The organism is Aliamphritea ceti, from assembly GCF_024347215.1.
Lineage (GTDB): Bacteria > Pseudomonadota > Gammaproteobacteria > Pseudomonadales > Balneatricaceae > Amphritea > Amphritea ceti.
The window spans coordinates 660858-684787 of sequence record NZ_AP025282.1; the positions used below are offsets into that span (position 1 = coordinate 660858).

Here is a 23930-nt window from a genome sequence, read left to right on the forward strand (position 1 = left end):
ACCAAACTGAAAAGTTAGTCGTATCTAAGCTGTAATCCTCATGTGTTTGACGCGAAGAGGAAAGCGGTCTCATCTGATGTTGTTATTCTCGAGCTGTCTTTGACCAGTGTCGTATTGTGCGCTTGCACAATACGAAGGCAAAATATCTGAACGGTGAGGGTTTGGGGTTTTTTAGTCATGCATCCAGTGACTGATGAAATATGCTAATGGTTAGAATGAAAAAACATCACGAAAGAAGTTAAAAGCGCGTTTTTGTGTGCTTTTTATCGTTATACCGTAGATGAGTTTCAGAACCGGACAAGTTTCCTGATATTCATGTTTCTTAAAGGAAACTTAAGGGTGTTTTTAGAGTATTTGTATATTTAATGCTCAACTGCAGAGTAAATTTCTATAAAAACACCTCTGACAAAAATATCCTCTGAATTGTGTATAATTTGTCCTTCCAGGGCTTGGTGTGTAGAATGGCCGTCCCTTTGATGAGGATGAAGCCACCTTTTGGGTGCGAAGGACGGCGATAATATATTGATAAGAAAGAATTTTTGGTGGGATAACTTATGAGCAACAGTCTATATCGCCCAGGTGAATTTAAAGATAACTGCGGTTTTGGCCTTATGGCCCACATGCAGGGTGAGGCGAGTCATGACTTGCTGCAAAAGGCGATAGAAGCCCTTGCCTGTATGACACACCGCGGAGGCATAGCAGCAGACGGTAAGACAGGTGATGGCTGTGGTCTGCTAATGCAAAAGCCTGATGGGTTTTTACGTGCCGCGGCGCACAAAGAATTGTCAGTAACGCTGACTGAAGAATACGCGGTTGGGATGATTTTTCTCTCCCGTGATCCAATTAAAGCCCAGGCAGCCCGACAAATTATGGATCAGGCTCTGGAAGCTCAGGGCTTAGGTGTCGCTGGCTGGCGTGTAGTGCCAACAGATGATGCTTGTTTGGGTACTATTGCCAAAGATACCCTGCCTCAAATTGAACAGGTTTTTGTAACTACAGATAAGACACAGCGTGAGTTTGCCGTGAGTTTGTATGTAGCCCGTCGTAAGGCGGAGATCGCACTAAGTTCAGACGAAGATTTCTACATCTGTAGTCTTTCCGATAAGGTTATTTCTTATAAAGGACTGATGATGCCGGTAGATTTGCCGGTGTTCTATACAGACCTGAGTGATCCTGATCTGGCAACGGCTATCTGTACTTATCATCAACGTTTCTCTACCAACACTGCTCCGCGCTGGCCTTTGGCTCAGCCGTTCCGGTTGTTGGCTCACAATGGTGAAATAAACACCATTGAAGGGAACCGTAACTGGGCCCGTGCCCGCTCTAATAAGTTTGCAACTGAGCAGCTACCTAATATTAACGAACTGCAGCCAATTGTTAACACAACTGGTTCAGACTCCTCCAGCATGGATAACATGCTCGAGTTCTTGCTAATAGGCGGCATGAATCTGTACCGTGCTGCCCGTATGATCGTACCGCCAGCCTGGCAGAATCTGGACACTATGGATGCCGAGCTGCGGGCTTTCTATGATTACAATTCTATGCATATGGAACCATGGGATGGCCCGGCAGGTATGGTACTGACCGATGGCCGTTTTGCGGTCTGCATGCTGGATCGAAATGGTTTGCGCCCTTCACGCTGGGTGATGACGAAAGACGGTTTCATTTGTACCGCTTCTGAAATTGGTGTGTTCGAGTATCAGCCTGAAGATGTTGTGGCACAGGGCCGGGTAGGTCCGGGCCAGATCCTGTCTATCGATACTGAAACCGGTGAAGTTTTGCACACTGCGGATGTTGATGACCGTCTGAAGAAAGCACAGCCATATAAGCAGTGGATGCGTGAGCATTCTTTGCCGCTGGAACAGACCATGAACCTGACTGAGGAGTCTCAGTCATTTCGTGAAATGAGTACGGAAGAAGTAAAAGTTCACATGAAAATGTTCCATGTGACCTTTGAAGAGCGTGATCAGGTGCTGCGTCCGTTGGGCGAAACCGGCATGGAAGCGGTTGGTTCTATGGGTGACGATAAGCCAATGGCTGTTTTATCATCAATGATACGTTCACCTTATGATTATTTCCGACAGCAGTTTGCTCAGGTAACTAATCCGCCGATCGATCCATTGCGTGAATCTATCGTGATGTCGCTGGATACCTGTATTGGTTCCGAGCGTAACGTATTTGCTGAGTCGCCGGAGTATGCCCGCCGTATCATGCTGACAACGCCAGTACTGTCGGCCAGCAAATTCCTGAGATTGAAGAATAATACGCATGACGGTTTTGATGTTGCACAGATAGACCTGAATTATGATCCAGCTGAAACTGATCTTGAACAAGCTGTTATCAGTGTCTGCGATCAGGCTGAAGCTTTTGCCCGTGACGGTAAGGTAATCATTATTCTGTCGGATGCGGCTATTCGCCAGGGTAAATTGCCAATTCATGCTTCTATGGCAACCGGTGCAGTTCACCATCGCTTAATAAATGAAGGCTTACGTCCAGACGTAAACTTGATTGTTGAGTCCGGTACTGTCCGTGATCCGCATCACTTTGCCGTGCTGTTTGGTTTTGGAGCGACAGCTGTTTACCCATATCTGGCCTATCGCGCTTTGACTGACCTGTGTAATACCGGTGAGTTACCGATGGACTGGTTGGATAGCCATGAGAATTATCGTAAAGGTATCAATAAAGGCCTGATGAAAATCATGTCTAAGATGGGTATCTCTACGATTGCTTCATACCGTGGTGCTCAGCTGTTCGAAGCTGTTGGTGTCAGTTCACCGGTGGTTGATCTGTGTTTTACCGGTGTTACCAGTCGCATTGAAGGTGCCGATTTTACTGACTTCCAAAGTGATCAGTCTGATCTGGCTAAACATGCCTGGATTGCTCGCAAGCGAATCAGTCAGGGTGGCTTGCTGAAGTATGTCCACGGTGGCGAATACCATGCTTACAATCCGGATGTCATTCAGTCGATTCATAAAGCTGTTCGTAGCGGTGACGATTCCGACTATCAGGTGTATGCAGATCTGGTCAATCAGCGCGGAGTAGCAACTATCCGGGATCTGATGGCACTGAAGTCTGATGTTAAAGCGATCGATATTTCTGAAGTAGAACCGGTTGAAGCTATTTTTAAACGCTTTGATTCTGCCGCAATGTCTTTAGGTGCTTTATCACCTGAGGCGCATGAATGTCTGGCTATGGCTATGAATGAGCTGGGTGGGCGTTCAAATTCCGGTGAGGGTGGTGAAGATCCTGCTCGTCACGGTACTAATCGCCGTTCTAAAATTAAGCAGGTGGCTTCAGGTCGTTTCGGTGTGACACCAGAGTATCTGGTGAATGCTGAAGTTATGCAGATAAAAGTAGCCCAGGGTGCTAAGCCAGGTGAAGGTGGTCAGCTACCTGGTGGAAAGGTTAACCAACTGATTGCACGGTTGCGTTATTCCGTACCGGGTGTGACGCTGATTTCACCACCTCCACATCATGATATTTATTCGATTGAAGATTTAGCTCAGCTTATTTTTGATCTTAAGCAGGTTAACCCCGAAGGTCTGGTATCCGTGAAGTTGGTTTCGCGTCCGGGCGTAGGGACTATTGCCTGCGGTGTAGCAAAAGCTTATGCCGATCTGATTACTATTTCCGGTTATGACGGCGGTACAGCGGCGAGTCCGCTGACGTCTGTTCATTATGCAGGATCACCATGGGAGCTGGGTCTGGCAGATGCGCATCAGTCTCTGCGTGGTAATCACTTACGCGGCAAGGTCCGTCTGCAAACAGATGGTGGTCTTAAGACCGGTCTGGATGTTATTAAAGCGGCAATACTTGGAGCAGAAAGCTTTGGCTTCGGTACGATGCCAATGGTTGCTGTGGGTTGTAAGTATTTGCGGATTTGTCATCTGAATAACTGTGCAACAGGTGTTGCGACTCAGAATGAGCAGCTTCGGGATAATTATTACCGTGGCACGGTGGAAATGGTTAAAAACTATTTCCGCTTTGTTGCTGAAGAGACCCGTCAGTGGATGGCTTCGGTTGGCGTTCGTTCAATGGAAGAGCTGGTGGGTCGGGTTGATCTGTTGGAAGTGATTGATGGCAGTACCGTCAAGCATAAGAAACTGGACTTACGGCCGTTGCTGAGTGACGCAAATATCCCTGCAGAAATGCCGCAGACTTGCCAGGTAGGGCACAATGATCCTTATGATCTGGCTGGCCTGAATACTCAGATGTTGGAGCTTGCTGAGCAGGCGATTGCTGATAAGAGTGGTGGGGAATACGAGTTAACCATTACGAACTGCGATCGTTCAGTGGGTGCGCGCACTTCCGGTGCTATTGCCAAGAAACACGGTAACCTGGGAATGCAGGATAAGCCGCTGCGCTTTAACTTTACCGGTCATGCTGGACAGAGCTTTGGTGTGTGGAACGCCGGTGGTCAGGAGTTGTATCTCTTGGGTGATGCAAACGATTACGTCGGTAAAGGTATGGCCGGTGGCAAGATTGTAATTCGTCAGCCTGATACGGTTGGCTATGCGAGCAACGAGACCACTATTATTGGTAATACCTGTCTGTATGGTGCAACTGGCGGTACTTTGTATGCGGCAGGCTGTGCAGGTGAGCGATTTGCAGTACGTAACTCAGGCGTACACGCAGTCGTTGAAGGTGCCGGAGATCACTGTTGTGAATATATGACAGGTGGTTTGGTGACTGTGCTTGGCCAGACTGGCTGTAACTTCGGTGCAGGTATGACCGGTGGTTTTGCTTATGTGTTAGATATGGACAACACCTTTGTGGATAAGTACAACCATGAGTTGGTTGAAATTCACCGGGTTGCGCCGCAGCACATGGAAGAATACAAGAACCACTTGCGTTCAGTGATTATGGGTTTCATTGATGCCACTAACAGCGCATGGGCAACCCACATTGTAGAGAACTTCGATGATTACATCGGCCGTTTCTGGTTGGTGAAGCCTAAGGCTGCAAGCCTTGGGGCTCTGTTGAACCATATGCGTTCACGACCAGAGTAATAACGAAGCTAATGTAATTAATGGGATGCAGATAAGAGATTGAGTCTGCATCGCCAGGTGGGGTAGATATATGTCAAAACGTCTAAATAATGATTTTCAGTTTGTCGAAGTTGACCGCGAAGGTCCGGTGAAAATTGCGGCAGCTGTGCGTAAGCAGCAATTTGCAGAGATTTATGAGCCGTATCAGCCAAAGCAGGCCAGTGAACAGGCACACCGTTGTCTTGAGTGCGGTAACCCATACTGTGAATGGAAGTGTCCGGTTCACAACTATATTCCGAACTGGCTGAAACTGGTTTCGGAAGGCAACATCATAAAAGCAGCGGAACTGAGTCATCAGACTAACTCTTTACCAGAGGTTTGTGGTCGGGTATGTCCGCAAGACCGTTTGTGTGAAGGTGCCTGTACGCTGAATGATGAGTTTGGTGCGGTAACGATCGGTTCGGTTGAAAAATACATTACAGATACTGCGTTTGCGATGGGTTGGCGTCCTGATATGAGCAAGGTGCCAGAAACCTATAAAAAGGTTGCTGTGATCGGTGCGGGGCCTGCGGGTCTGGCATGTGCAGATATTCTGGTGCGTAACGGTGTGACGCCAGTGGTATTTGATCGTCATCCTGAAATCGGTGGTTTGCTGACATTCGGTATTCCTGAGTTCAAGTTGGATAAAGACGTGATGGTGCGCCGTCGTGAGATCTTTACTGAAATGGGTGTTGAGTTCCGTCTTAACACTGAAGTCGGTAAAGATATTCAGATGCAAAAACTGCTTGATGAATATGATGCCGTATTCCTGGGGATGGGTACTTATACTTATATGAAGGGGGGGTTCCCAGGCGAAGATTTGGATGGTGTGCATGATGCTTTACCGTTCCTGATCTCTAACGTGAACCGTTGTTTGGGCTTTGAGCGTAGTGAAGAAGAATACGTGGGCGTTGCCGGTAAGAAGGTTGTTGTTCTGGGTGGTGGTGATACCGCGATGGACTGTAACCGGACATCAGTACGTCAGGGCGCCGAAAAGGTTATCTGTGCGTATCGGCGTGATGAAGCCAATATGCCCGGTTCTAAGCGTGAGGTTGAAAACGCACGTGAGGAAGGTGTTGAATTTATGTTCAATCGCCAGCCTGTAGAAGTGGTTGGTGAGAACGGTAAAGTCGTTGGCGTTAAGGTTGTTACAACTGCATTGGGTGAGCCTGATGAAAATGGCCGCCGTCGTCCTGAAGTTGTTGCAGGAAGTGAAGAAGTTATTGATGCTGATGCAGTGTTGGTCGCTTTTGGCTTCCGTCCAAGCCCTGCGCCATGGTTCAGTGACTTTGGTATTGAGCTGGAGCAGGATGGTCGTATTTGTACGTCAGTGAACAAGCAGTATGCATTCCAGACCAGTAATGAAAAAGTGTTTGCTGGTGGGGATATGGTGCGTGGTTCTGATCTGGTGGTAACTGCCATCGATGAAGGCCGTAAGGCTGCAGAAGGGATACTCGATTTTCTTGAAGTCTGAGTGATCTATGAAGCAAAAGGCCTCGTAAGAGGTCTTTTGTGCATCTGTGGGGCTGTAATTTCGCTGTAGCAGGACTTTTTTTGATCTGGATTGCAGAACAATTCGGGTCAACCCTGTAGAATAGCCGCCAATCTGTTTTGACCCGAGAGAATCTGATGACCGAACTGAAGAACGATCGCTTTCTGCGTGCCTTGCTACGTGAACCTGTGGATGTAACACCGGTATGGATGATGCGCCAGGCTGGCCGCTATCTCCCAGAATACCGTGCGACTCGCTCACAGGCCGGTGATTTTCTGAGTTTGTGCAAGAACAAAGAGCTGGCATGTGAAGTAACCATTCAGCCATTAGAGCGTTATGACCTTGATGCCGCTATTCTGTTCTCCGATATTCTGACGATTCCGGATGCAATGGGCCTGGGACTGTACTTTGAGGTTGGCGAAGGTCCTAAGTTTAAGAAAGTTTTGCGTACAGAAGCGGACGTAGCGGCTTTACCTGTACCGGATTCAGCGCGTGATCTCGATTACGTGATGAATGCGGTGAAAGAAATTCGCCGTGAACTGAATGGCCGCGTTCCTTTGATTGGTTTCTCCGGTAGTCCCTGGACACTGGCAACTTACATGGTTGAAGGTGGTTCTAGTAAAGACTTCCGTCACATCAAAGAAATGATGTATGCGACGCCGGAAGTAATGCATGCTCTGTTAGATAAGCTGGCTCAGTCGGTGACAGACTACCTGAATCAGCAAATTCTGAGCGGTGCTCAGGCGGTACAGATTTTCGATACCTGGGGGGGCGTATTAAGCGGTCCTATGTATCAGGAGTTTTCTCTGCGTTATATGCAGCAGATCATCTCCGGTCTGATTCGTGAACATGAAGGGCGTAAAGTGCCTGTTATTATGTTTACTAAAAATGGCGGACAGTGGCTGGAAACAATGGCTGAGGCTGGTGCTGATGCGTTGGGTCTGGACTGGACAACTAATATTGATGATGCCCGTGCCCGTGTTGGCGACAAAGTTACTCTGCAGGGGAATATGGATCCGAGTGTGCTTTATGCATCTCCGGAGCGTATCCGTCAGGAAGTCGGTGATATTCTTGGCAGGTTTGGTACAGGTTCAGGTCACGTGTTTAATCTGGGCCATGGTATTCATCAGTTTGTTGATCCGGAGCGACCGAAAGCTTTCGTTGATGCGGTTCACGAACTGAGTGCGCAGTACCACAAATAATGATAAGAAAGAGGGCTATTTAGCCCTCTTCGTTTATGTCATGGAAGGCACACAAAATGTAATGGATTTATTAAAAGACAAACTAAACTCAGATTTCAAAGGGTGTTATGAGTAATCGTTTATCTGAATTACTTGAAAGTAATAAAGAATGGGCGCAGAAGATCAACGACGAAGATCCGCTGTTCTTCGAAACGTTGGCTCAGCAGCAGTCGCCAAAATATTTATGGATTGGTTGTTCGGACAGCCGGGTACCTGCCAATGAGATTGTTGGTATGTTGCCGGGTGAGCTTTTTGTGCACCGTAACGTAGCTAACCTGGTGATTCACAGTGATATGAACTGTCTGTCTGTGATTCAGTATGCCGTTCAGGTGTTGAAGGTTGAGCACATTATGATCGTCGGTCACTATGGTTGTGGTGGTGTCGCTGCTTCCATTTCCGATAAATCAAACGGTATGATTGATAACTGGTTGCGGCATATTCGTAACGTTTATGTACACCACAAAGATCTGTTATCTGCCTGGGATCATTCCCATCAGAAGCTGGATCGTCTGTGCGAGCTGAATGTTATCGAGCAGTCCTATAATGTTTGTGATTCTACTATCGTTCAGGAAGCCTGGGCCGCTGGTCAGAAGTTGACAGTGCATGGTTGGGTGTATGGTTTGAGCGATGGCTTGATCAATGATCTCGAGTTCAATGCTTCCAGTAAAGATGATGTGCCTGAACAGTACCGGTTGGCATTAAGTAAGATCGAAGCATTGCGTGAACTGGCAATGGCATCCAGTAATAAAGGTAAGAGCGCTCGCTCATTGTGGGCCCGGGTTCAGAAGGTGTTTAATAAAGCGGAATAGCTTGCAGACTAAACATAAAAAGCCCTGACAGGTTTACCTGTCAGGGCTTTTTTATTACTGTTGAGAAGCTTTGAAAGCCTGTTCCAGATCGGCCAGAAGGTCATCAATATGTTCGATGCCAACCGATAAACGTACCATGTTAGGGGTCACGCCTGCCGCTTTCAGCTCTTCGTCGTTAAGCTGGCGGTGAGTGGTTTCTGCGGGAATAGAGGCTAGGGACTTACAGTCACCGATGTTAACCAGGCGTAAGAATACATTTAGCGCGTCGTAGAATCTGCGGGTACCTTCACGACCAGCTTTGAGGCCAAAACTAAGAATGCCAGAGGCTTTGCCCTGCATATACTTTTCGGCCAGAGCATTATCTTTATGACTGCTTAGGCCTGCATAATTTACCCATTCAACCAGATCATGATTATTCAGATATTCTGCAATGCGGGCGCTGTTGTCACAAATGCGTTCCATCCGCAGAGGTAAAGTTTCCATGCCCTGTAATAAGAGGAACGCATTCATTGGTGATAGCGCTGCACCCATGTTGCGCAGAGGTACAACGCGGCAGCGGCCAATAAAAGCAGCCGGCCCAAATGCCTCTGTATACACTACGCCGTGGTATGAGATGTCAGGTTCGTTTAGCAGTGGGAAGCGTTCTTTATTTTCTGCCCAGGGGAAGTTTCCTGAATCTACAATCACACCGCCGATAGAGTTGCCGTGGCCGCCAATATACTTAGTGGCAGACTGAACAACGATATCCGCACCGTGCTCAATTGGACGCCAGAGTGCAGGGCTTGGGACTGTGTTATCCACAATCACGGGCACGCCATTACGGTGAGCGAGGTCACTTAGTTGCGCGATATCCGCAATGCTACCGGAAGGGTTGCCGACGGATTCGCAGAAAATGCCTTTGGTCCGGTTATCAATGTTAGCCTCAATTGCCGCATAATCATCTTTATCCACAAAGCGGACTTCGATGCCTTGGCGCGGCAAAGTATGAGCAAACAAGTTATAGGTACCGCCGTACAGCTCGCTGGTGGCAATAATGTTATCACCAACCTCGGCCAGAGTTTGGATTGTATAAGTAATTGCGGCCATGCCGGACGCTACTGCGAGTGCCGCAATTCCGCCTTCCATAGCAGCGACACGTTGTTCAAGAACATCTGTCGTTGGGTTCATGATGCGGGTGTAGATGTTGCCCGGGACTTTTAGATCGAACAAATCAGCGCCGTGCTGTGCGCTGTCGAACGCGTAAGATGCTGTTTGATAAATAGGTACAGCAACTGCTTTAGTGGTTTCGTCAGGGGTGTAGCCGCCATGAACGGCGAGTGTTTCCAGTTTCATTGTCCGATCCTTCAAAATGATTACGAAAGAATGTGCCGAGGAGCTTCGATTGTAATCCCTTTCCGAAATAAAGAAAGCCAGTGTTTTTGCTGCCAGCAGGCGGTGCTTTTGTTTAGAATGCCTGATCAGATTGATGGGTTTCTCACGGGTAAGATCAGAGGTAGGTCATGGCAAAACAAAAAACTGCATATGTGTGTAATGAATGCGGAGCGGATTACACAAAATGGCAGGGGCAGTGCACCGCCTGCATGCAGTGGAATACCCTGACAGAAATCCGTCTTAGCAGTGCAAAACAAACGGGTTCGCGCGGGGCACGATTTGACAGTTATGCAGGCAGTGCTGCACCGGGAGGTTTGCCACATAATAAAGTGACTGATCTTGCCTCAGTTGATCTGTCGGAAATGCCACGTTTTGCCTCTGGTTCAAGTGAGTTAGACAGGGTTCTTGGTGGCGGTTTAGTGCCGGGGTCTGCGATTTTGATTGGTGGGCACCCTGGTGCAGGTAAAAGTACTTTGTTGCTGCAAACTATGTGTTATCTGGCGCAGCAGATGCCAGCTTTATACGTCACTGGTGAAGAGTCTCTGCAGCAGGTGGCATTGCGGGCTAACCGTCTGGGCATTAATGCGCAGAATCTTAAGATGCTATCTGAAACCAGTGTCGAAGAATTATGCGCCGTGGCTGAAACACTTAAGCCAAAAGTGCTGGTTGTTGATTCCATACAGGTAATGCATGTGGCTGATGTGACTTCTGCTCCGGGCAGTGTTTCACAGGTGCGTGAAGCGGCGGCTTATCTGACCCGGTATGCCAAACAAACAGGTACTGTGCTGTTTCTGGTGGGGCATGTTACTAAAGATGGCAGTCTTGCAGGGCCTAAAGTGCTAGAGCATATGATTGACTGTTCATTGCAGTTGGAAGGTGACAGTGATGGTCGTTTCCGTACTTTACGCAGTCATAAAAACCGTTTTGGGGCTGTTAATGAACTGGGCGTTTTTGCCATGCTGGAGAATGGTTTAAAAGAGGTTAAAAACCCAAGTTCTATCTTTCTTAATCGTGGTGAACAGCCAAGCCCTGGTAGTCTTGTTATGGTTGTGTGGGAAGGCACACGCCCATTGCTGGTAGAAGTTCAGGCACTGGTGGATGAGAGTCACATGAATAATCCTCGTCGGGTTGCTGTAGGTCTTGAGCATAACCGTCTGGCTATGTTGCTGGCCGTGCTGCACCGGCACGGTGGTTTACAGACTGGCGACCAGGATGTGTTTGTGAATGTTGTTGGTGGTGTCAAAGTTTTGGAAACTGCGGCGGATTTAGCGTTATTACTGGCCGTGGTGTCCAGTTTTCGTGACAGGGTATTACCGCAGGATCTGATTGTTTTCGGAGAGGTGGGACTGTCTGGTGAGATTCGCCCTGTGCCTAATGGTCAGGATCGTATCCGCGAAGCGGCGAAACATGGTTTTACTCGGGCGATAGTGCCAAAAGCAAATGCCCCTAAGACAGCGCCTCAGGGCATGAAGGTAATCGGTGTAAGCCGTTTGTCAGAAGCGCTGGACGCTATCTGAGCTTACTATTTTTCATCGACCAGATGTTCCAACTCTCGCTCTAGCAGTGTCTCGTCGCCAAGGTTTAGTTCAACCAGGCGGCGCAGATGGGAGATGCTTTCAATGCTGATGTTATTGGTATGGAATCCCAGTTGGTTTCCTTCCTGGTGCATAAGCGTTGAGGGTAGTTCCATCAGAATATCGTTGGCGGCCAGGTGGATTTTCAGGGTTACCTGGGTGCCAATTTCGATTGGAACTGATTCGTCTACTTCGACTAAGGAGCCTTTAAATGATAAATCCAGCAGGTGTACTGGCCAGCTGTGTTCGTCATCAATAATTTCAGTCTGAGCATCGAATTTGATGCGCTTAAACCGGCGTCTTTCCTGCACGGGCTTCACTCCTGCTCTGAATCACTAATACTGCAGAGATAGTGACATAAGATAATAACTTGCCTATTGCGGTTAAGAGTACAACCTAATTTGGGTAATTTAAAGCTTTGTCATCCGCAGTCTGAGGAACTCTTAAGATATAAAAAAACCGGCTGAATTAGCCGGTTTTGTATTTTGTAGCGGTAACTTATGCCAGGCGCTTATACTTAATACGTTCTGGCTGATGGTCCTTACCGTGGCGGCTTTTGTAATCTTCCGCATATTCGGTGTAGTTGCCTTCAAAGAAGACTGCTTCAGAGTTGCCTTCGTAGGCCAGCATGTGAGTACATACGCGGTCCAGGAACCAACGGTCGTGAGAAATAACTACCGCGCAACCCGGGAATGCCAGTAGGGCTTCTTCCAGAGCACGCAGTGTTTCTACGTCGAGATCGTTGGTCGGCTCATCGAGTAGCAGTACGTTGCCGCCTTCTTTAAGTAGCTTAGCCATGTGCAGGCGGTTACGCTCACCGCCAGACAGGTCTTTAACGAACTTCTGCTGATCGGAGCCTTTGAAATTAAAGCGGCCGCAGTAAGCACGGGATGAAGTGCTGTAATTGCCGACAACAATGTTGTCCTGGCCATCAGAGATTTCTTCCCAAACGGTTTTGCTGCCATCCAGGTTACGGTCCTGATTAACGTAAGCCAGTTGAACTGTTTCACCCAGTTCGATGCTGCCTGAATCTGGTTTTTCGTCACCTGTGATCAGCTTAAACAGTGTTGATTTACCCGCACCATTACCGCCGATAATACCGACAATTGCGCCCTGAGGTACGCTGAAGCTCAGGTTTTCAATCAGAACTTTGTCGCCGAAGGCTTTGCTGACATTGTCCAGAACGATTACTTTTTCACCCAGACGTGGTCCCGGTGGAATGTAGATTTCTGAGGTCTCGTTACGGGTCTGGAATTCCCGTGAGCTCATTTCTTCAAACTGACGCAGGCGTGCTTTGGATTTTGCCTGGCGGCCTTTTTGCCCCTGACGTACCCACTCCAGCTCGGAATTGATTGCTTTCTTGTGAGCGGCTTCCTGTTTGGCTTCCATTTGCAGACGGTTGTCTTTCTGTTCAAGCCATGAAGAGTAGTTGCCTTCGTATGGGATGCCGTGACCGCGGTCAAGTTCCAGAATCCAGCCTGCGGCATTATCCAGGAAGTAGCGGTCGTGGGTAATTGCCACAACGGTACCAGGATATTCCTGCAGAAAGCGTTCAATCCAGGCGATAGATTCCGCATCCAGGTGGTTGGTCGGCTCGTCCAGCAGTAGCATGTCTGGCTTATCTAATAGCAGGCGGCACAGTGCTACACGGCGACGTTCACCACCGGACAGGTGCTCAACACGAGCATCCCAAGGTGGCAGACGCAGAGCTTCAGCTGCAACTTCCAGAGTACGCTCAAGGTTGTGACCGTCTTTAGCTGCAATCAGGTTTTCGAACTGAGCCTGGCGTTTGGCCAGTTCATCGAAGTCTGCATCAGGCTCGGCATAAGCAGCATATACTTCGTCCAGACCAGACAGCGCTTCTTTAACGTCAGAAACTGCTTCTTCGACAATCTCACGTACGCTTTTACTGTCGTCCAGTTGAGGTTCCTGCGGCAGATAGCCAACATTCAGGTCCGGCATTGGGCGAGCTTCACCCAGATAGTCTTTATCAACACCGGCCATGATGCGAAGTAGGGATGACTTACCTGAACCGTTCAGGCCCAGGACACCGATTTTAGCGCCGGGGAAGAAGGACAGAGAGATGTCTTTAAGGATTTCGCGCTTGGGTGGGACAACTTTGCCCACCCGGTTCATGGTATATACGAACTGAGCCATTACAGAGCCTGTATGCTGGGTGTGAGGGTATCCACCGGCCATTGGTTAAGGCATGCCGGCAGCACAAAATTTGTTGCATATTTTAGCTTCAGGCAGCGACTAAAGCTAGGTAAGTAACCCGGCTTTAGCTTCGTCGATAGCTGGATATGAATAATTTATGAAATTGGATGAATTTCTCTGCATCATTGCCTGCTATTAACGCTAAACTTCGCGTATAATGTCTGCCTTTTTTGTACCAGCGTAAGGCTTATCAGCCGGCGCCGGTTTTCTATCTGACTGCGGTGGCTCATGAGGCCACCGGGATGATCGTCTTATGGGCGGTCCTGACGCTCTTTGAGGTTGGTTTATGCATTGTCCGTTCTGTGGTGACCATGAAACCAAGGTGGTCGACTCCCGTTTGGTGGCTGAAGGCCAGCAGGTGCGTCGTCGTCGGGAATGTGTAAGCTGCCACGAGCGTTACACTACCTATGAAACTGCTGAACTGTTAATGCCTAAAGTAATTAAGGCAGACGGTTCCCGGCAGCCATTCGATGAAGACAAGCTGCGTGCAGGTATCCATCGGGCGTTGGAAAAGCGGCCGGTCAGCGTTGAAGATATCGAAGCATGCATCAGTCGGATCAAGCATCGTTTACGTGCTTCAGGTGAGCGCGAACTGGCTTCTCGGATGTTCGGCGAAGAAGTTATGCGTGAATTACGTAAGCTGGATGAAGTTGCCTATGTGCGATTCGCGTCCGTGTATCGCAGTTTTCAGGATATTAACGAGTTTAAGAAAGAAATTGAGCGTTTGTCTGAAGCAAAGGACGACGCCGATGACGAATGATGCTGTGCAATGGTCTGTTGCAGATCATCAGTATATGGCGCGGGCAGTTGAACTAGCCTGGCGTGGTTTGTATACCACTGAACCGAATCCACGTGTTGGCTGTGTAGTGGTTCGGGATGGCAAGGTCATTGGTGAAGGTTTTCATCGTATTGCTGGCGAAGGGCATGCAGAAGTAAATGCTTTACAGGCGGTTGCTGATTCTGAAACAACTGCCGTTGGTGCTACTGCCTATGTGACGCTTGAGCCTTGCAGTCATTTTGGTAAAACGCCTCCCTGTGCTGAAGCGCTGGTTGAGGCAAGGGTCGCTGAAGTTGTTATTGGTATGGTTGATCCTAACCCGCAGGTATCAGGGCGTGGAATTGCGCGACTGGAAGCTGCAGGTATCAAAGTACGTACTGGTTTGTTGACCGGGGATGCTGAGGCATTGAATCCCGGTTTTAATAAGCGTATGAGAGCACAGCGGCCGTTTGTGCGTTTGAAGTTAGCCGCAAGCTTGGATGGCCGTACCGCAATGGCCAGCGGAGAGAGTCAGTGGATCACAGGTCCGCAGGCGCGTCAGGATGTGCAGCGATTACGTGCCAGAAGTTCGGCGCTTATTACAGGTATCGGTTCGATACTACAGGATGACTCAGCACTCACCGTGCGTGCGGAGCAGTTAGGTTTGGCTGAGGCTGAAGTGATTTCTCAGCGCCAGCCGTTAAGAGTCGTGCTGGACAGTCAGGGGCGAATGCCTGCTACTGCAAAAATTTTACGCCAGCCAGGGAAAACACTGGTTGTAAGTCAGGCGTCATGTCCGGCGTATTTTAGCCAGCTGGCGTCGTCTCAGGACACATCTGCTGAGTTAGAGTGGTTACAATTAGCCGGTAAAGGCGCAGGTATTGATCTGCAGGTATTATTAACAGAGCTGGCTAAACGCCAGTGTAATGAGGTGCTGGTCGAAACTGGCGCGACTCTGGCCGGTAGTTTTATCGGGCAAGGGCTGGTGGATGAGCTGGTGTTGTATCAGGCGATGACCTTGCTGGGAAGTGAGGCGCGAAGCTTAGTGGCACTGCCTCTGCAGAAAATGAACCAGCAGCGCCGGCTGACACTGACCGACAGCAGGGTTTTAGGTAATGATATTCGGTTAACATTAACGCCTGTCGAAACTGACACGGCTGAGTAAGCGAATAACACTGGTTACTAAAAAAGTAGTACCAAGGAATACATTAAGAGCTATGTTTACTGGAATCATCGAAGCGCTGGGAAATATTGCCGCAGTTGAACAGGTGCAGGGCGATCTGCGTTTATATATTCGTACCGGTTCACTGGATTTAGGTGATGTTGCTTTAGGTGACAGCATCGCAGTTAACGGGGTATGTCTGACAGCGGTTGACCTGCCGGGAGATGGCTTTTGGGCGGATGTTTCCCGGGAAACGCTTGCACATACCCGGTTTCCGGATTTAAAACCGGGTGAACAGGTTAATCTGGAAAAGGCGATGCAGCCAAGTGGTCGTCTGGGCGGCCATATAGTCACAGGACATGTTGATGGGCTTGGTATCGTGAAGAACCGTTACGAAGATGCCCGTTCAATTCGCTTTGATATTGAAGCGCCGGCGGATATAAGCCGGTATATCGCGGCGAAGGGTTCAATTACTGTGGACGGTACAAGTCTGACTGTAACAGCTGTTGAAGGTAACGGCTTTCAGCTGAATATTGTGCCGCATACCGCGCAAGAAACGATTTTAGCGAGTTATCAGACCGGGCGTCAGGTACATTTGGAAGTAGATATTATTGCCCGTTATATGGAGCGTTTGCTGAACCGTACAGCTGAGCAAACCGAGACGTCAGGGGTGAGTATGAACGCTCTGGCAGCAGCCGGTTATCTGAACCGGTAATACATTTCGCTGTTCTGCTATAAATAGCAGGGCTGCAATCAATATTTGAACTGAGGTTTTGGATCAATGAATCTGAACACACCTGAAGAACTGATTGAAGATATCCGTCAGGGTAAAATGGTTATCCTGATGGATGATGAAGACCGTGAGAATGAAGGCGATCTGGTTATTGCTGCAGAAATGGTACGGCCTGAAGATATTAACTTCATGGCAACACATGCACGTGGTCTGATTTGTCTGACGCTTACCCGTAAGCACTGTGAACAGTTAAAGCTGCCATTAATGGTGCAAAGCAACGGTGCACAGTTCTCAACTAACTTCACAATGTCTATTGAAGCATCTGAAGGTGTGACAACAGGTATTTCTGCAGCGGACCGTGCACATACAGTACGTACTGCCGTGCGCCACAATGTGAAAGCTGAAGATATTGTACAGCCAGGTCATATTTTCCCGCTGATGGCTCAGCCTGGTGGTGTTCTGAGCCGTGCAGGTCATACAGAAGCAGGTTGCGATCTTGCCCGTCTGGCTGGCTGCACGCCGGCTGCGGCAATTGTTGAAATTATGAATGATGACGGCACCATGGCGCGCCGTCCGGATCTTGAAATTTTTGCTGAGAAGCATGATCTTAAGATTGGCACTATTGCTGATCTGATCCATTACCGGGCAACCAACGAACATACAGTTGTACGGGAAAGTGAAAGTGTTGTGCCGACAGAGTTTGGTGACTTTACCTGCGTAACGTTTCAGGATGAAATCCAGAACTGTACGCACCTCGCCCTGACACTGGGTGATATTACTACTGATGAGCCAACAGCTGTTCGGGTTCACAGCCGTACAGAAGTACTGCGTGATGTTGTTGGCGCCAATCAGGGGGAAGAGCTGAAATGGACTATGCGCCGCGCTCTTCAGAAAGTAGCAGAAGAAGGCAAAGGTGTTGTTCTGCTGCTGGATACCAGCGAGCGAATTGATCTGGGCGACGCCCTGAATCAGTTGCTGAATAAGGATAAGAAAATCCGGCCGGCGAATGTCAGTGCGTCCGGATCTTATCTGACAGTGGGTACAGGTTCGCAGATTCTGCGTGATCTGGGAGTAGGCAAAATGCGCCTGCTGAGCTCACCAATGAAATTTAATGCGATTTCCGGTTTTGATCTGGAAATTGTTGAATACATTACATGTGAAGAATAACTCCCTTATGGCTGCAGATAAGCCATAAAAGTTCATGAATAATTGACGATAGGATTAAGAGAAGATGTCAGTACAGTATGTGGAAGGTGATTTCCTGACCGGTGGTGGTAACTACAGCATCGTAGTTGGCCGTTTTAACAGTTTCGTAGTTGAAAGTCTGTTAGAAGGTGCGATTGATACACTGAAACGCCACGGTGTTGAAGCGGGTAATATTCGTGTTATCCGGGTGCCGGGTGCGTTTGAAATTCCTCTGGCAGTACAGAAAGTTGCTGCACAGAAGAAAGACGATGCAATCATTGCATTGGGTGCGGTTATTCGTGGTGGCACACCGCATTTTGAATACGTATCAGGTGAAAGCTCTAAGGGCGTTTCACAGGTATCTCTGGATTACAGCGTACCAGTTGCTAACGGTATTCTGACGGTAAACTCTATCGAGCAGGCTATTGAGCGTTCTGGCACTAAAGCAGGTAACAAAGGTGCTGAAGCAGCGCTGTCTGCATTGGAAATGGTTAGCTTACTGCGCCAGCTTGAAGGGTAAGCGAAATGACCGATAATCCTACGCCAAAGAAGTCTAAGAAGCCGTCGCTGACTGAAAAACGTCGCGCCGCGCGGAGCTTCGCGTTACAGGCGTTGTACCAATGGCATATATCCGGTAATTCAGTTACCGATATCGAACTGCAGTTCCGCATAGATAATGATATGTCTGGTGCAGACATTCCGTTATTCAGTGAGTTGCTGCATGGGGTGCCTGCGCACGCCAGTGATCTGGATGCTTCTTTCGAGCCTTTCCTTGATCGTGCTTTGACGGATCTTGATCCGATTGAGCTGGCAGTATTGCGTATTGGTAGCTTTGAATTAGCGCATCGTATTGTTGTGCCTTATAAAGTCGTTATCAACGAAAGTGTTGAGTTAGCGAAAATTTTTGGTGCTACTGAAAGTCACCGTTATGTTAACGGTGTACTGGATAAATTAGCTGCACGGGTGCGTATGACGGAAATCAACGCAAAACGTGGTGCTAAGAAGTCCTGATTAGGAGTCGTTCTTGGACGAGTTTGAACTGATACGCCAGTATTTTTCTGATCTCGGCCAGGACAGCTCTGGCTGTGTCGAGCTGGGTGTTGGAGACGATTGCGCAATTGTCTCTCCGCCGGCGGGACAGCAGCTGGTCTTTTCGATTGATACGCTGGTGGAAGGTACGCACTTTCTGCCAGGTACGCCGCCTCAGCAGATCGCAACGCGTTTATTAGGTGCTACTTTAAGCGATCTCGCAGCGATGGGCGCCCGCCCCGGCTTTTTTACGTTAGCAATTACTCTACCTGAATCTGATCCGGCCTGGTTGGCTGCCTTTGCTCAGCCGCTTGCGAGTATGGCAGAGCGCCATGGCGTTCGGTTGGTAGGTGGTGATACAACCAAAGGGCCGTTAACGCTGACTGTTCAGGTACATGGCTGGGTTGAACAGGGTAAAGCACTGCGGCGGGATGGCGCAAAACCTGGTGATGCGGTGTACGTTACAGGCACTTTGGGAGACTCCCGCGCAGGACTGGAGACCTTGCTAAAGAAGAGTTCTGTAAACTCTGATGTGGCTTATCTACAGCAGCGTTTTTATGCCCCTGAACCGCGCTTAACTACTGCGCAATTACTGGTAGGGCTGGCATCAGCAGCGATTGACGTTTCGGATGGTTTGCTTGCTGATTTAGAGCATATTCTCAAGGCCAGTAATGTGGGGGCCTGCATAGAGTTAGATGAATTGCCATTGTCGCCCGCTTTACGCCGGTTTGCCGGTGAGCAGCAGGCGATTGACTGGGCCTGCTCCGGTGGGGAAGATTTCGAAATTTGCTTTACGCTCCCAGCGTCACATGAAGAAGCTGTTCTGGATAGTCTGGTACATCATGATGTGCCTGTCTGGCGCGTCGGTGAAGTGCGTCAGTCGCATGGTCTGTTTGTTAAAGATGCGACCGGTGAGCGGCCGGTTACTGCCCGTGGATTTAATCATTTCTCTGAGATATCTGAATAATGAAGCAGACGACACCTGCGTCAGTATGGCGTAATCCCGTACATTTTTTAGCATTTGGGCTAGGCAGTGGAGCCGCGCCGAAGGCGCCGGGTACATTTGGAACGCTGGCGGCTGTACCGCTTTATTTATTGCTGGAGCCGCTTTCTGCAACTATTTATGCGCTGGTGTTGCTGGTTACTTTCCTGATCGGAATCTATCTGTGTGGTAAAACCTCTGCTGACATGGGAGTGCATGATCACGGCGGTATAGTCTGGGATGAATTTGTAGGCTACTGGATTACTATGTTTCTGGCACCGGCAGGTTGGCTGTGGATTGTCTTAGGTTTCATTTTTTTCCGTTTCTTCGACATTGTTAAGCCCTGGCCAATAGGCTGGGCGGATAAACATGTCAGTGGTGGTTTGGGCATTATGCTGGATGATGTGCTGGCGGGTATCATGGCATTTGTATGTCTGCAGGCGAGTTATTACGGTTGGTTAGTATTCGGCTAGCAGGAAGGCTGTTGCCGGCTGCTTTCAGTTTAATTTCAGATAAGCATTTTAATATTGCATCAGAGTCTGCCGAACTCCGTGTGAAATGTTCCGGAACCATCCCCTGTGTTCCTCCAGCAGCCTGTCTGCTGATACTTTCAAAGTTCGACATATTCTCCGTGAGGCTGGAGTTGCAGAGATTTTTCTGTAGTTTCCCAGTCCAGCTTACTAACTGTCTTTTAAAGAGGTGGGCTGAATATGCGATACATACAAGCTGCAATAATGGCAGTTTTACTGCTGGGTCTGAGCCTGACTGCTCAGGCTGATACAAAGCGTTTTGGCTTTCTTGAGGCTCAACCGGTACTGATACAGAGTGAAATACTGTCGGTTGCTGAGCTGACGGAAAGAATACAGGCTACATCCGACGATATGCTGGGTATGAATCTGATACCGCATGCGCAGGGCTATATGTACCAGTTACAGCGCCGTGATCAGCATGGCAAAGTGCGTATTGATTTTGTCGATGCATATACCGGTGACGCCTTATCCAGATTGACAGTGCAACAGCTGTTGGCGGGTGCAAAGTATTATACGTTTTAGTAATTTGTTAGTGACGTTGGCGGTTGGCTGATACCGTACAATGAGGGGCCGGAATGAAATTTATAAGAATATTATTGTTTTCTATGCTGATGCTGCAGGGGTATTCCGCTGCGGCGATGGGATCGTTTGAAAAGCTCGACTACGAGGATTGTCGTGAACTGGTTTCCAGTGGCGAGATTCTGTCTATGGCTGAACTGATGGCGCTGGTAAAAGATATGTCTGAAGGGCGGATTATTGATACCAGTCTGTTAAAAAAAGGTGCTGTGTATATCTATGAAATGGAGATTGCCGGCACGAATGGTATGATTGAAATGCTTTACGTTGATGCCCGTACCGGCGCTATTAGCCACACCCTGGATACTGACGGGCAAAAAGGTATTTAATTAACAATCAGTATTGATATTAAGTATTTAAATTCAGCGCTTAACGTCAGTATTTATATTCAAGTGATTACCACCTAGAGGAAACGGAATGCGGATATTGCTGGCTGAGGATGATCCGGCTTTAGGCCCTGAACTGAAAGCGGCATTAGCGAAACATGGCTATGCGGTTGATCTGGCTGTGAATGGCATAGATGCTCAGGCGTTAGGTGAAGAAGATATTTATGATCTTGTCGTTCTGGATCTTGGTTTACCTGATAAATCTGGTCTGGATGTGTTGCGTCACTGGCGCAATAAAAAGAACAATATTCCGGTTTTAATTCTGACTGCACGAAGTGCCTGGCAAGAACGTGTTGATGGCTTCGAAGCCGGTGCTGATGACTATTTGTGTAAGCCTTTTCATACCGAAGAGTTGCTGGTGCGAATGACCGCTCTGTTACGCCGTGCCAATCAGCAAATCAGTTCACAGCTTGAGTCTTCTGGATTATCTCTGGATGAGAACAGCCAGTCGGTCATCCGGGATGGTGCTGAAGTTTCGTTAACGGGAACAGAGTATCGTCTGTTGCGTTATATGATGCATAACCCGGGGCGGGTATTGTCTAAGCTGCAGCTGGTTGAGCATATGTATGACGATGGTACTGAAAATGACAGTAACGTTGTTGAAGCTTATATAAAGATGTTGCGCAAAAAGATTGGTGCAGAACTGATCAAGACCAAACGTGGTCAGGGGTATGTCTTCGGAGAGCCTACTTGAGATCTATTCAGGCACGGCTAAATTTTGGCTTTGTGCTGGTTACTCTTATTTTATTCGTTGTACTGTGGCTTGGGCAGGGTTGGTTTCTGCGTCAGATGGCATATGACTTTGTATCCGCCCGTCTGGCCAGTGATGCCTATACCCTGCTGCGAGCAGTAGACATGGATATAGGCAGTGGCTGGCGGCTTGATCAGGATAAAACCTCCTCCGTATATGAACAGCCCATGTCAGGCCATTACTTTCAGGTAGCGGTTGACGATAAGTGGTTCTTTTCCCGTTCCCTGTGGGACGCCAAAATCCCTCTCAGTGAAAATCAGGATGTAGGTGAAGAGCGAATCCGTTTGCTGGAGATGAATGGCTCCCCCTGGCTGGTGTATGAAAACAAATTCATGAAACAGGGGCGGGCAATTCGTGTAGCGCTGGCGGAAGATGTCAGCTTCATTGAGGCTTCACTTGCTCAGCTGACCTGGCTGTTTGCCGGGGTTGGTGGTCTGTTGCTATTAGTATTGCTGGCTGTTCAGGTGTGGGTGATAAGACAAGGGTTGTCTTCTTTGAAGGCGGTCCGGCACGAAATTGCACAGTTGAAGTCCGGGCATATTCGTCAGTTACCCGCGGTTGAGACAAAAGAAATTGAACCACTGGTGACAGAAATAAATTATCTGGTGCAAAGTATGGAGATGCGCTTACAGCGTTCCAGAAATGCTGTTGGTAATCTTGCGCATGCTTCTAAAACGCCGCTGACTGTAATCGACAGGCAGATAGAGTCCCTGATTGAGGCTGGTTATAGCCAGGGTAAGGATATGCAAGAGCAGTCTTCCCGTTTGCGGGGCATGATGGAGCGTGAGCTTACCCGGGCCCGGATTGCCGGAGCAGCTTTACCAGGGCAGCGTATTTATATTCAGGAAGAGCTGGAGAAGCTGGTCCGTACCCTGAAAGCAATCTATCGTGAGAAAGCGATTAATTTCCAGTTAGATGTTTCAGCAACGACATACTTTCCCGGTGAGAGGGATGACTTGGTCGAACTGATGGGGAATTTGCTGGATAACGCTTCTAAGTGGGCCCGCAGTGAAATAAGTATTGTGGCACGTATGGATGACGCGAGCCTTGAGCTTATAGTTGCGGACAACGGTCCGGGTGTGGCATCTGAAGATCTGGAACGGTTAATGAATCGTGGTGAACGTCTTGACGAAGATACGGTTGGTCATGGTCTTGGCATGAGTATTATTTCAGAAATCATCCGGCAGTATCAGGGTACTTACCGATTATCCCACTCAGCGGCGTTAGGTGGTTTACAGGTGCAAGTTATCTTGCCCCGACAGTTGGATATGGATTTAGTCGAAGTATAATTTCCTCTTGAAAATTCAGTAATTTCCCCCATATTGAGAGTATCTGATATTGGATATATACAGCAGGTCGATGACTTGCTGATTATGTCGTATTCAGAGTTAGCGCTTGTTTCGTCGGGCTGATAGAATGCCCGCCTGTTTTGATTAAGGAATACTCCCTGTGTCTGTTGAATATGTTGCCTCGTCTAAGCTGCCCACCCCCTGGGGTGTATTTACCATGGTCGGTTTTGAAGACCGGGCAACGGGTAAGGAGCATATAGCGCTAACCTTTGGTGAGTTGCTGGCCGATACGCCTGTTTTGGCACGGATTCATTCTGAGTGTCTTACGGGGGATGCGTTGTTTTCGTTACGTTGTGATTGTGGTTTTCAATTGCAGGAAGCAATGAAGCGGATAGCTGAAGAAGGCAGTGGCGTGATTTTATATTTACGTCAGGAAGGTCGAGGCATTGGTTTACTGAATAAAATCAAGGCGTATAACCTTCAGGATGGCGGCGCTGATACAGTTGAAGCTAATGAGCAGTTGGGTTTCCAGGCTGATCAGCGTGATTACACTATGTGCCAGGTGATGCTGGAGCATTTGGGTATTAACAGTGTGAAGTTGATGACTAATAATCCACGCAAAGTGAAAGCGTTACAAGCCAGTGGTCTAAACGTTGATAAGCGAGTGCCGTTGCAGGTGGGTAAGAATCGTCACAACGAAGACTACCTGGCAACGAAGATGGGTAAGCTTGGCCACATGATGACTGAGCAGCACTTCCAGGAAGACCCTCAGGATAAATAAAGCTTGTTGTAGCTGTTATTCAAATTCATAAAAAAGGC

General features: G+C 48.4%; 21 protein-coding genes. 18 read left to right on the forward strand and 3 right to left on the reverse strand.

Going from position 1 to position 23930, the window contains the following annotated elements; all coding sequences use genetic code 11:
* Positions 1–554 precede the first annotated feature (554 nt).
* The 4 genes from gltB to can all read left to right on the forward strand — a co-directional run bounded on the left by gltB (position 555) and on the right by can (position 8569).
* Positions 555–5009 carry a glutamate synthase large subunit gene (gltB, locus tag OCU49_RS02990; RefSeq protein WP_261843548.1) on the forward strand — a complete coding sequence of 1485 codons (4455 nt, stop codon included), beginning with the start codon at positions 555–557 and terminating at the stop codon, positions 5007–5009.
* A 70-nt stretch (positions 5010–5079) separates the two neighbouring features.
* On the forward strand, positions 5080–6501 hold the full coding sequence (locus OCU49_RS02995) for a glutamate synthase small subunit GltD family protein (protein WP_261843549.1): 1422 nt from the start codon (positions 5080–5082) through the stop codon (positions 6499–6501).
* 155 nt (positions 6502–6656) lie between these two features.
* Positions 6657–7721 carry a uroporphyrinogen decarboxylase gene (gene hemE, locus OCU49_RS03000; RefSeq protein WP_261843550.1) on the forward strand — a complete coding sequence of 355 codons (1065 nt, stop codon included), beginning with the start codon at positions 6657–6659 and terminating at the stop codon, positions 7719–7721.
* A gap of 107 nt (positions 7722–7828) precedes the next feature.
* A complete protein-coding gene (gene can / locus OCU49_RS03005; protein WP_261843551.1) occupies positions 7829–8569 on the forward strand; it encodes a carbonate dehydratase in 741 nt (246 codons plus the stop codon).
* 54 nt (positions 8570–8623) lie between these two features.
* Here can and OCU49_RS03010 read toward each other — a convergent pair whose 3' ends face one another.
* Positions 8624–9901: an O-acetylhomoserine aminocarboxypropyltransferase/cysteine synthase family protein gene (locus OCU49_RS03010; RefSeq protein ID WP_261843552.1), complete on the reverse strand. Its 1278-nt coding sequence runs from the start codon at positions 9899–9901 to the stop codon at positions 8624–8626.
* Between the two features lie 167 nt (positions 9902–10068).
* Between OCU49_RS03010 and radA the strand changes: the two genes are divergently transcribed.
* The gene (gene radA / locus OCU49_RS03015) at positions 10069–11457 is read left to right on the forward strand and encodes a DNA repair protein RadA (protein WP_261843553.1); all 1389 of its coding nucleotides are present in this window, start codon (positions 10069–10071) and stop codon (positions 11455–11457) included.
* A 5-nt stretch (positions 11458–11462) separates the two neighbouring features.
* On the opposite strand, the gene OCU49_RS03020 is transcribed toward radA, so the two are convergent.
* Together OCU49_RS03020 and ettA are read right to left on the reverse strand one after the other, a co-directional pair.
* Positions 11463–11825, reverse strand: a complete 363-nt coding sequence (locus tag OCU49_RS03020) for a PilZ domain-containing protein (protein WP_261843554.1) — start codon at positions 11823–11825, stop codon at positions 11463–11465.
* Between the two features lie 187 nt (positions 11826–12012).
* Positions 12013–13671 (reverse strand): energy-dependent translational throttle protein EttA, encoded by a 1659-nt coding sequence (ettA, locus tag OCU49_RS03025; RefSeq protein ID WP_261843555.1) that lies wholly within the window; start codon positions 13669–13671, stop codon positions 12013–12015.
* Positions 13672–14017: 346 nt separating this feature from the next.
* Here ettA and nrdR point away from each other — a divergent pair, with 346 nt between their 5' ends.
* The 13 genes from nrdR (at position 14018) to ribA (ending at position 23892) form a co-directional block, all read left to right on the forward strand.
* The gene (gene nrdR / locus OCU49_RS03030; protein WP_261843556.1) at positions 14018–14491 is read left to right on the forward strand and encodes a transcriptional regulator NrdR; all 474 of its coding nucleotides are present in this window, start codon (positions 14018–14020) and stop codon (positions 14489–14491) included.
* Positions 14481–15653 carry a bifunctional diaminohydroxyphosphoribosylaminopyrimidine deaminase/5-amino-6-(5-phosphoribosylamino)uracil reductase RibD gene (gene ribD / locus OCU49_RS03035; protein ID WP_261843557.1) on the forward strand — a complete coding sequence of 391 codons (1173 nt, stop codon included), beginning with the start codon at positions 14481–14483 and terminating at the stop codon, positions 15651–15653. Before nrdR ends, ribD begins: the two co-directional genes overlap by 11 nt.
* 52 nt (positions 15654–15705) lie before the next feature.
* Complete coding sequence (locus OCU49_RS03040; protein WP_261843558.1) at positions 15706–16365, forward strand: riboflavin synthase; 660 nt, start codon at positions 15706–15708, stop codon at positions 16363–16365.
* A 66-nt stretch (positions 16366–16431) separates the two neighbouring features.
* Positions 16432–17550, forward strand: coding sequence for a bifunctional 3,4-dihydroxy-2-butanone-4-phosphate synthase/GTP cyclohydrolase II (ribBA, locus tag OCU49_RS03045; protein WP_261843559.1), 1119 nt, complete (start codon positions 16432–16434; stop codon positions 17548–17550).
* A 64-nt stretch (positions 17551–17614) separates the two neighbouring features.
* Positions 17615–18088 (forward strand): 6,7-dimethyl-8-ribityllumazine synthase, encoded by a 474-nt coding sequence (gene ribH / locus OCU49_RS03050; protein WP_261843560.1) that lies wholly within the window; start codon positions 17615–17617, stop codon positions 18086–18088.
* Positions 18089–18093: 5 nt separating this feature from the next.
* Positions 18094–18579, forward strand: a complete 486-nt coding sequence (gene nusB / locus OCU49_RS03055; protein ID WP_261843561.1) for a transcription antitermination factor NusB — start codon at positions 18094–18096, stop codon at positions 18577–18579.
* A gap of 13 nt (positions 18580–18592) precedes the next feature.
* Positions 18593–19564, forward strand: a complete 972-nt coding sequence (gene thiL / locus OCU49_RS03060; RefSeq protein WP_261843562.1) for a thiamine-phosphate kinase — start codon at positions 18593–18595, stop codon at positions 19562–19564.
* Entirely contained in the window at positions 19564–20052 is a 489-nt protein-coding gene (locus OCU49_RS03065; RefSeq protein WP_261843563.1) for a phosphatidylglycerophosphatase A family protein, read from the forward strand. Before thiL ends, OCU49_RS03065 begins: the two co-directional genes overlap by 1 nt.
* 237 nt (positions 20053–20289) lie before the next feature.
* A complete protein-coding gene (locus tag OCU49_RS03070) occupies positions 20290–20631 on the forward strand; it encodes a hypothetical protein (RefSeq protein WP_261843564.1) in 342 nt (113 codons plus the stop codon).
* A gap of 53 nt (positions 20632–20684) precedes the next feature.
* The gene (locus OCU49_RS03075; RefSeq protein ID WP_261843565.1) at positions 20685–21014 is read left to right on the forward strand and encodes a PepSY domain-containing protein; all 330 of its coding nucleotides are present in this window, start codon (positions 20685–20687) and stop codon (positions 21012–21014) included.
* A gap of 88 nt (positions 21015–21102) precedes the next feature.
* Positions 21103–21765: a response regulator transcription factor gene (locus OCU49_RS03080; protein WP_261843566.1), complete on the forward strand. Its 663-nt coding sequence runs from the start codon at positions 21103–21105 to the stop codon at positions 21763–21765.
* Positions 21762–23111, forward strand: a complete 1350-nt coding sequence (locus OCU49_RS03085) for a sensor histidine kinase (protein ID WP_261843567.1) — start codon at positions 21762–21764, stop codon at positions 23109–23111. Before OCU49_RS03080 ends, OCU49_RS03085 begins: the two co-directional genes overlap by 4 nt.
* A 160-nt stretch (positions 23112–23271) precedes the next feature.
* Entirely contained in the window at positions 23272–23892 is a 621-nt protein-coding gene (gene ribA / locus OCU49_RS03090) for a GTP cyclohydrolase II (RefSeq protein ID WP_261843568.1), read from the forward strand.
* The last annotated feature ends 38 nt before the right edge of the window (positions 23893–23930 follow it).